The 7,856-nt window shown below is 46.7% G+C and carries 5 protein-coding genes; 4 read left to right on the top strand and 1 reads right to left on the bottom strand.

Features of this window, described 5'->3' with window-relative positions; all coding sequences use genetic code 11:
• The 4 genes from ACJ751_RS15200 to ACJ751_RS15185 form a co-directional block, all read left to right on the top strand.
• The coding region (locus tag ACJ751_RS15200; RefSeq protein WP_407746354.1) for a hypothetical protein at window positions 1-223 on the top strand (223 nt) is incomplete at its 5' end.
• A gap of 87 nt (window positions 224-310) precedes the next feature.
• Entirely contained in the window at window positions 311-1,768 is a 1,458-nt protein-coding gene (locus ACJ751_RS15195; RefSeq protein WP_407746353.1) for a fasciclin domain-containing protein, read from the top strand.
• Window positions 1,769-1,777: 9 nt separating this feature from the next.
• Window positions 1,778-5,029 (top strand): SusC/RagA family TonB-linked outer membrane protein, encoded by a 3,252-nt coding sequence (locus ACJ751_RS15190; protein WP_407746352.1) that lies wholly within the window; start codon window positions 1,778-1,780, stop codon window positions 5,027-5,029.
• A gap of 31 nt (window positions 5,030-5,060) precedes the next feature.
• On the top strand, window positions 5,061-6,833 hold the full coding sequence (locus ACJ751_RS15185; protein WP_407746351.1) for a RagB/SusD family protein: 1,773 nt from the start codon (window positions 5,061-5,063) through the stop codon (window positions 6,831-6,833).
• A 547-nt stretch (window positions 6,834-7,380) separates the two neighbouring features.
• Here ACJ751_RS15185 and ACJ751_RS15180 read toward each other — a convergent pair.
• On the bottom strand, window positions 7,381-7,856 hold a 476-nt coding region (locus tag ACJ751_RS15180), incomplete at its 5' end, for a family 43 glycosylhydrolase (protein ID WP_407746350.1).

Genomic DNA, 7,856 nt, shown 5'->3' with positions numbered 1-7,856 from the left:
GAAACGCTATTACATAGGCGCCAGCACTGCCGACCATATGGCTTCCAAATTATTAGGCACCATTGAGATCACCACCACCGGCCGTCATAAAATGAGGTTCGTTTGTACCGAGAACGGATCAAGCAGCAATTATGACAGCTGGTTGGATATGATCCATTTTATTCCCGAGAATATGGACCAGTTCAAGCCCAAGTTCGGCACAGATGGTTCTATAGTTTATTAAAGTACAGTTGATTCATTTTATCTGAACATATCTCCCGTCCACGGTTATACCGGGGGGCGGGACCGGTTATCAAATTCTATACGTGTTATGTTATTGACAAAAAACAAACTAATTGCCTGTGCGGTGTTCCTTGGGTTTACTACACAAATGTCCTGTACCCGTAAATGGGAAGATCACAATAAAATAAACAATGCTGATCTCACCCAGAACCTGTACCAAAAGATTGCAGCTGATGAGTCGTTAAGCAAGTTTACCAGCTACCTGCAAAAAACAGGGTATGCCGATACCTTACAATTAAACAGAACGTTCACGGTTTGGGCCCCTACCAACGATGCGTTGCAAACAATAGATGCAAGCCTCAGTGGCGATGACGCCCGGTTGAAAAAATTTGTGGCGCACCACATTGCCCATTTATCTTATTATTCAGATCAGTTACAAAGCGACACCACCCGCCTGCCGCTTATAGATGGAAAGTATGCGATCGTTAAAACATCCTGGTTTGAAGAGGCGCCCATCAATATTAAAGACAGGCCGGCCACCAACGGTGTTTTACACACCATCACTGCTGCTGCCGCACCGGTAGCTAACTGTTGGGATTATATAGACTCCTTAATGGCAGGCGGCAATAACATGGCGAGATTTATGAAAAACTATGTCAGGGCCGAGCGCGACACCACCAATGCCATACAAATAGGCATCAATCCTTTAACCGGCGCGCCCATTTACCAGAAAGGCACCGATACCGTTATTCGCAATGTATTTCTCAATGCGGTATATGACCTCAGTAACGAAGCCAAACAATATACGGTGTTCATAATGAATAATACCGTCTGGAATAATGAAAGGGCCAAACTCGACACTTTTTACAGAACATCGTCTGCAGATACAACTTATAACCTGGCGCGCATTTATACCGCCAAGGATATGGCGATAGAAGGCGCCCTTGCACCCGATCAGTTGCCCGATTCGGTGCTAACGAAATTTGGTGTATGGGTGCCTATCAATAAATCGGCCATACAGGCCAAATACAAAACCAGCAATGGCTATGTATATGTAATGAACTACATGAACGTAGAACTTCGCCAGCGATTCCCGCCCTTCATCGTTCAGGGGGAGAACTATTCTGGTACGCTCAACGGATCGGGGAGCCCTATTTACCTGCGCACCCTTAATAACCCCAATAACGGCCAAACATTCAGGGACCTGTATGCATACAACCACGGCGTAAATAAATGGCATGTACGATACCGATTATTCAATGTTCCCACCACTGCCTACAGAGTGTACTGGGCAACGTACAACAATCGCTGGAACAATACGCTGAACCAACGGCTGGCCATGGGTACGTCGGATAATAAAACGTTCGCTTACCGCAACGTGCCCTATAATGTTTACAACGAGGAATACCTGGGTGACTATCCGGTATCTTCTTTTGGCAATCTCGATATATTCCTGGTGAGTGCAGATATAGCGCCCAGTTCAAGCAACCAGAATCAAAGCGCCCTCTTCCTCGATTACATCAGGCTGGAACCGGTTCTTAAATAAAATTTATTTATGCGTTCTCATATTCAATACATGAAACTCACAACTGCCTTTACAAAAACTGTTTCCATTACTGCACTGGCAACTTTGATCTGTAGTCAACTGTCCGCACAGCAGGTAACCGGCGATACCACCCGGCCTGCTACCATCGGGGATACAACGATAGTTGTTATCAAAAGGCCGACGCGCGCCGATTCCATGGGTGTTACAGCCACCGGCATCATCCTGGATGCCGCCACCCGCAGGCCATTGCCCGGGATCAATATTTCCGTACCGGATTTTTCTGCCGCCATCTCCGATGAAAATGGCCGGTTCACCATAAAAGTTCCGTCGTATGCAAGCACCCTGCAGGTGTCGGCGCCGGGCTATCAGTCAAAAGAAGCGCCCTTACGGGGAAACACATCCGTATCTGTTCAACTGTACGATGAGAATTTCGATTCTTACTACGATGAGGCAGTTATTCCTGAGGGGGTACTGCCCAGGAACCGGATCACGGCGGCCTTTGTTTCAACCAATACACAAGGGGCCTGGACGCGCAACCAGGAAACACCTGAGAACTACTTACAGGGTACTGCCAATGGGTTGAATATTATCCGCAGATCAGGTACGCCTAATATCGGCAGCAACCTGTTCATGCGCGGCATGTCGTCGTTGTACGCTACCAACAAACCACTGATCGTGGTGGATGGAATGATCTATGAGAACACCGACTTCGGCGGTTCCATCATCAATAATTTCTATTCGAACCCGCTGAACCTTATTGATATAAAAGATATTGACAACATTACGGTGATTAAAGATGGCTCGTCCCTGTATGGCACTAAAGGCGCCAATGGCGTTATTATGATCACAACTGCCAAGGCAAAAGAACTGGCCACTAAGATCGATGTGGGTGTTTACACAGGCGTGAACTTCGCGCCTAAACAAATACCGGTAATGAATTCCGCCCAGTACAGGCCCTATCTGTCAGACATATTACAATCGCAGGGATTAACGGAAGACCAGGTGAGTAAACAACCCTACATGACCGATGATGCCGCTAACCCGCAATATTATCCCTATCACTATAATACCAACTGGCAGAACGCTATTTTCAGGAATAATGGACTGTCGCAAAATATATACCTGCGGGTGACCGGCGGCGATAATATTGCCCGCTATGCCTTATCGATGGGTTATTTAAAAAACCATGGGGTAGTTAAAAATACCGACCTCGCCCGATACAATACCCGGTTGAATGCCGATCTGAATTTAACGAAGCAGTTTACTATAAACAGTAATTTATCATTTGCATACGGGGAGCAGAATACGCAACACCTGGGTTTGAACAGCAGGCTTAATCCCATTTACGTTGCCCTTGTAAAATCACCTTTTCTGCCGGTACAGGAAGTTGATAAAGACGGCGTAGAATCACCGAATCCGGCCGATGTGGATACACTGGGCATGAGTAATCCGGCAACGCTTGTACAGCGCGTACTGGCGGTAAATAAAAGCTATCGCTTCTTTGGTTCGCTGAATTTCAGTTACATCATTAATAACTCTTTCACCATCCAGTCGTTATTTGGATTAACCCAGGATAAAGTGCGGGAAAACTTTTTCGTTCCCCGCAAAGGCATCTCCAACGACACCCTGCAGGCAGCCATTGCCGATAGCCGTTCGGGCAGCCAGACCAAACGTCTGTTTGGGATCTTTAATGATACCCGCCTTGATTATAAGAAGACATTCAACCTGGTGCATGATGTAGAAGTACTGGCGGGCTTACGCTACCAGCAACAAAGCCAGGAACAGGATATAGGCTATGGTTTTAACTCAGCTACAGATGAGTTGGTGAATGTGGGCTATAGTGTTCCCAGCCTGCGTAAAGTAGGTGGGGATATTGGCAAGAACCGCTGGATGAATACCTACCTCAATGTTAATTATGGATTCAACGATAAACTATTCCTGACCGCTGCCGTATCAGCAGATGGCTCATCGCGCTTTGGCTGGCAAATACCCAATGCACTTACTATCAATAACAATAAATTTTCCCTGCTTCCCTCCCTGCATGCCGCCTGGCTGGCATCATCAGAGGCGTTTATGAAAAAGATCCCGGTGATCAGTTTACTGAAACTGCGTGCCGGTTATGGATATACCGGTAACGACGATATCGGCAATTACACAGCCCGTCAGAACTATGTATCGCAGAACCTGCTGGGCATGGAAGGCCTGGTACGCGGTAATATCGCCAATCCGCAATTGCAATGGGAAGTGAACAAGAAACTTGACCTGGGTATCGATCTCGGCTTTATGCACGACAGGTTACGCATAAGCGCAGACGTTTATCAAAACCGTACCGAAAAAATGGTGGTGCTTGAAAAAGCACCCACTGCTACGGGAATGGATTTCCTGGCCTCCAATAGCGGCGGCATGAAAACCGAAGGCTTTGAGGCGAATGTAAGTGGCCGCATCATCAACCGCCCATTGTTGAAATGGGATGTAAGCGCCGGTATTGCCCTTTACAGGAACAAGATCACCCAACTGCCCGATGACCGCATTGTAACGCCTTTTGCCGATGGTTTTATCCTGAGCGAAACAGGCAAAGCGGCTAACCTGTTTTATGGTTACAAAACGCATGGCGTGTACAGCACCAACAAGGAGGCAGCCGCAGCCGGTTTGTCGACCAAGCCAGCCAACCAGCCATTAACACCATTCAAAGGCGGGGATATGATCTTTGAAGATATGAATGGCGATAATCAGATCAATGAACAGGACATGCAGGTAATTGGCAATCCCAATCCTGATTTTACTGGTATGTTCAGCAGCAGCCTTACCTGGCGGCGATTCTCTGTTGAGGCGCTGTTCACTTTCAGCGTTGGCAACGACGTTTACAACTATATGCGTGCGCAACTGGAATCAGGTTCCAATTACAACAACCAGTTGCCCAGCCTGGTCAATCGCTGGCGGGCACAGGGACAAATTACCAATATTCCCAAAGCGACCTATGGCGATCCAATGGGTAACAGCCGGTTCAGCGACCGCTGGATTGAGGATGGTTCTTACCTGCGTTTAAGGAATATTTCAGTATCCTATAACGTGCGCATAAAACCGGCGTTCCTGAAGTATGTAACCGTATATGCATCCGCCACCAACCTGTTCACTATTACAAAATACCTGGGCTATGATCCTGAATTCAGCGCTACAGAATCAATTCTGGGACAAGGTGTGGATATTGGACTGGAACCCCGGTTCAGGAGTGTACAAACAGGTGTACGTATAGGTTTATAAATATTAATTGAAACGGAGTAATAATATGATTATGTCAGCCATAAAAAAATCGGTTTTTCTTTTTGCCGCCCTGTTTCTTGCAGCCGGAATAGCAGGTTGTAAAAAACTATTTGATGTAAAACCCGAACAGGCGCTCGATAAGGAGCAGGTATACCAGAACGTGTACGATGCTGATGCCGCTGTATTGGGTTTGTATGGCAAATTTCTTCAACTGGCTAAACAGTATGTTGTATTGAATGAATTAAGGGCCGACCTGATGGATGTTACGATGAATGTAGATGATGCCTTAAAGCAAATTAATGAACACGCCATTACTGAGGACAATCCATATGCCGATCCCCGGCCATTTTACGGGATCATTCTGAACTGCAATGATATCCTGAAGAATTTTGACAAAATGCGGGCTGATAAGAAATTTAAGGAAGACGAGTACCGTCAACGGTATTCAGATGTGGCAGCGCTGCGAAGCTGGGTATATTTGCAGGCCGGCATCCTGTATGGCAATATTCCTTACATTACCACGCCGCTTGAAACGGTTGACCAGGTAAAGGATGCAGCCAATTTTCCCCGCCTCGATCTGAAAACCCTTATTGATACGCTTGTAAAAACAACTGAGGCCATTCCATTTAAAGACCTGTATCCTGTTGGAACAAGCCTGGTTACCACTGTTGATGGTTACAATACAGCCAAATTCTTCATCAACAAGAAATGCCTGTTAGGTGATCTGTACCTGTGGCGTTCCGCCTTCACCGGTTCAACCGACGATTGCAGAAAAGCGGCGCAAAACTATAAAGATGTAATGGAAACCGGTGGCACCGATCCGGATATGTACCGGGTAAAATATGCCGAGGTAACTACTAACAGTGATGTGGCGGTAGGTTACTGGAACGATGGCCGTATTACCCAGTATGATGAAAGAAGACTGATAGATGTGAACACCAACGGCTGGCGCTCTATTTTTGCCCGTGGCCAGGATATCCTGTATAACCAGGAATGGATCTGGATGTTGTATTTCGATAAAGCATTTCAACCAAAGAACCCATTTATTGATCTGTTCTCGAACAGGGGTGGCAGTTACCTGTTAAAACCCAGCCAGGCCGCTATACTCAACTGGAACAGCCAGGTACAATCGGAGAATAACTTCCCCTATGACGCCAGAGGCAAGCTAACCTACAAGATACTGGACAATCAACCGGTGATCACCAAATACCTGTACAATTACCTTACTGAAGACACCTACGTACCGGTTAATATCCTGGAAAAGCCAGGCAAGTGGTTCTTATACCGCGCAGCGCAGTTGCATTTACGTTATTCAGAGGCGGCCAATCGGGATGGCCGGCATAGGATCGCCTACGCATTGGTGCACAATGGCATCAAATATAATTTCGATACAAATCCCGATGGCGGTCAGTCGCGCGATGTAGGCAACACGCAGCAAACGTTCGATGCGTACCCTTATAATTTTGATGCCCGCATGGGAGATTATCCCAGCTACAGGGCGCCCTGGCACCGCAATGCAGGCGTTCGTGGCAGGGCGCATTTAAAATCAGATCCATTGCCTGCCGGCGACAGTACGCTGACCATTGAAGACAGGATCATCAACGAATCAGGACTGGAGCTGGCTTTTGAGGGCGTCCGCTGGCAGGACCTGATGCGGCTTGCCATCAGAAGAAATGATCCCGGCTTCCTGGCTTCCCGTGTAGCTTCAAAATTTGAAAAGGCCGGCAATGCGGGGATGGCAGCCACGATTAAAAGCAAATTAATGAACCCGGCCAACTGGTTCTTACCATTTAAGTGGAAATAAAACGAAAGCTTGAATCGTACTCTATATTATTTGTAATCCAGACCCGTAAATACCATCTGCCGTCCGGCTCACAGGCAGGTGGTATTTTACAACAAGTCAGTTCAGTCAGTTTCGATTATCCGTACCCGCTTTTTTAAGAGCCTGTCCTGCTTTGCGGGGCAGGCTTTTGTTTTCCATCTTTTCAAAGAACTGTCACGTACGAATTACAAACTTACCTTTCTTATTCATTCGATTTTCAATTATGTGACGGGCTTCGAGAGCTGATGGGACGAGCTTCGCAAAGCGGTGTGACGAACAGCATTTTTAGGCGGAAAGAGGATTGAATCTATACCTGTAAAAGCAGGAGTGACGGCTGAATTTCTTTTACACTTCTTTGGGACTGAGCAAAGACTCATCTTACCCACGTTCGCAAATCCTTCGCAAGTTCTTCGCAAATTTGCGAAGAAGTCTAAGAGCTGTCTAAAAGGAGTTGCGAAGAAGTTGCGAAGAAATCCTTGTAATGCCCTCATTGTCAGGCATCAAAAGTTTGAGGTTTAACCCAATTGAATCAGGGTGCTACCACCGGCCAGTCGGCGGCATCCCAATTCAATTCGCGGATAATCAATTTCGGTTTGCCATTGTCTTTGGCATCATAGCCATGGTATACGATGTAATCTTTACCATCAAAAGTATACACTGAGTTATGTCCTACTGCGGCCCAGTTGGTGGTATCGCCTGCCGCTACCAATGAACCGCCGCCCTTCATCATGGCCACATTGTTTTTATCAACATACGGACCGGTTACTTTTTCACTTCTACCCACCAACACTTTGTAATTACTTTTTAACCCGCGGCAGCAAAAATCTACAGAGACAAACAGGTAATAGTATTTTCCTTTCTTAAACAGGAAGGGCGCCTCGATGGCAGTATTGCCGGGATCATTCCTTCTGCTGGCCAGGTTATACCATACTTCGGGATGCACCAATGAGATCAGATCATTGTTGAGTTTTACGAGTTTTATCCCACCCCAGAATGAACCAAAGG

This window comes from Niastella sp. (genome assembly GCF_045805085.1).
Taxonomy (GTDB): Bacteria; Bacteroidota; Bacteroidia; order Chitinophagales; family Chitinophagaceae; genus Niastella.
Note: the sequence above shows the minus strand (reverse complement) of the source record. Positions and strands in the feature narration are given on the sequence as shown.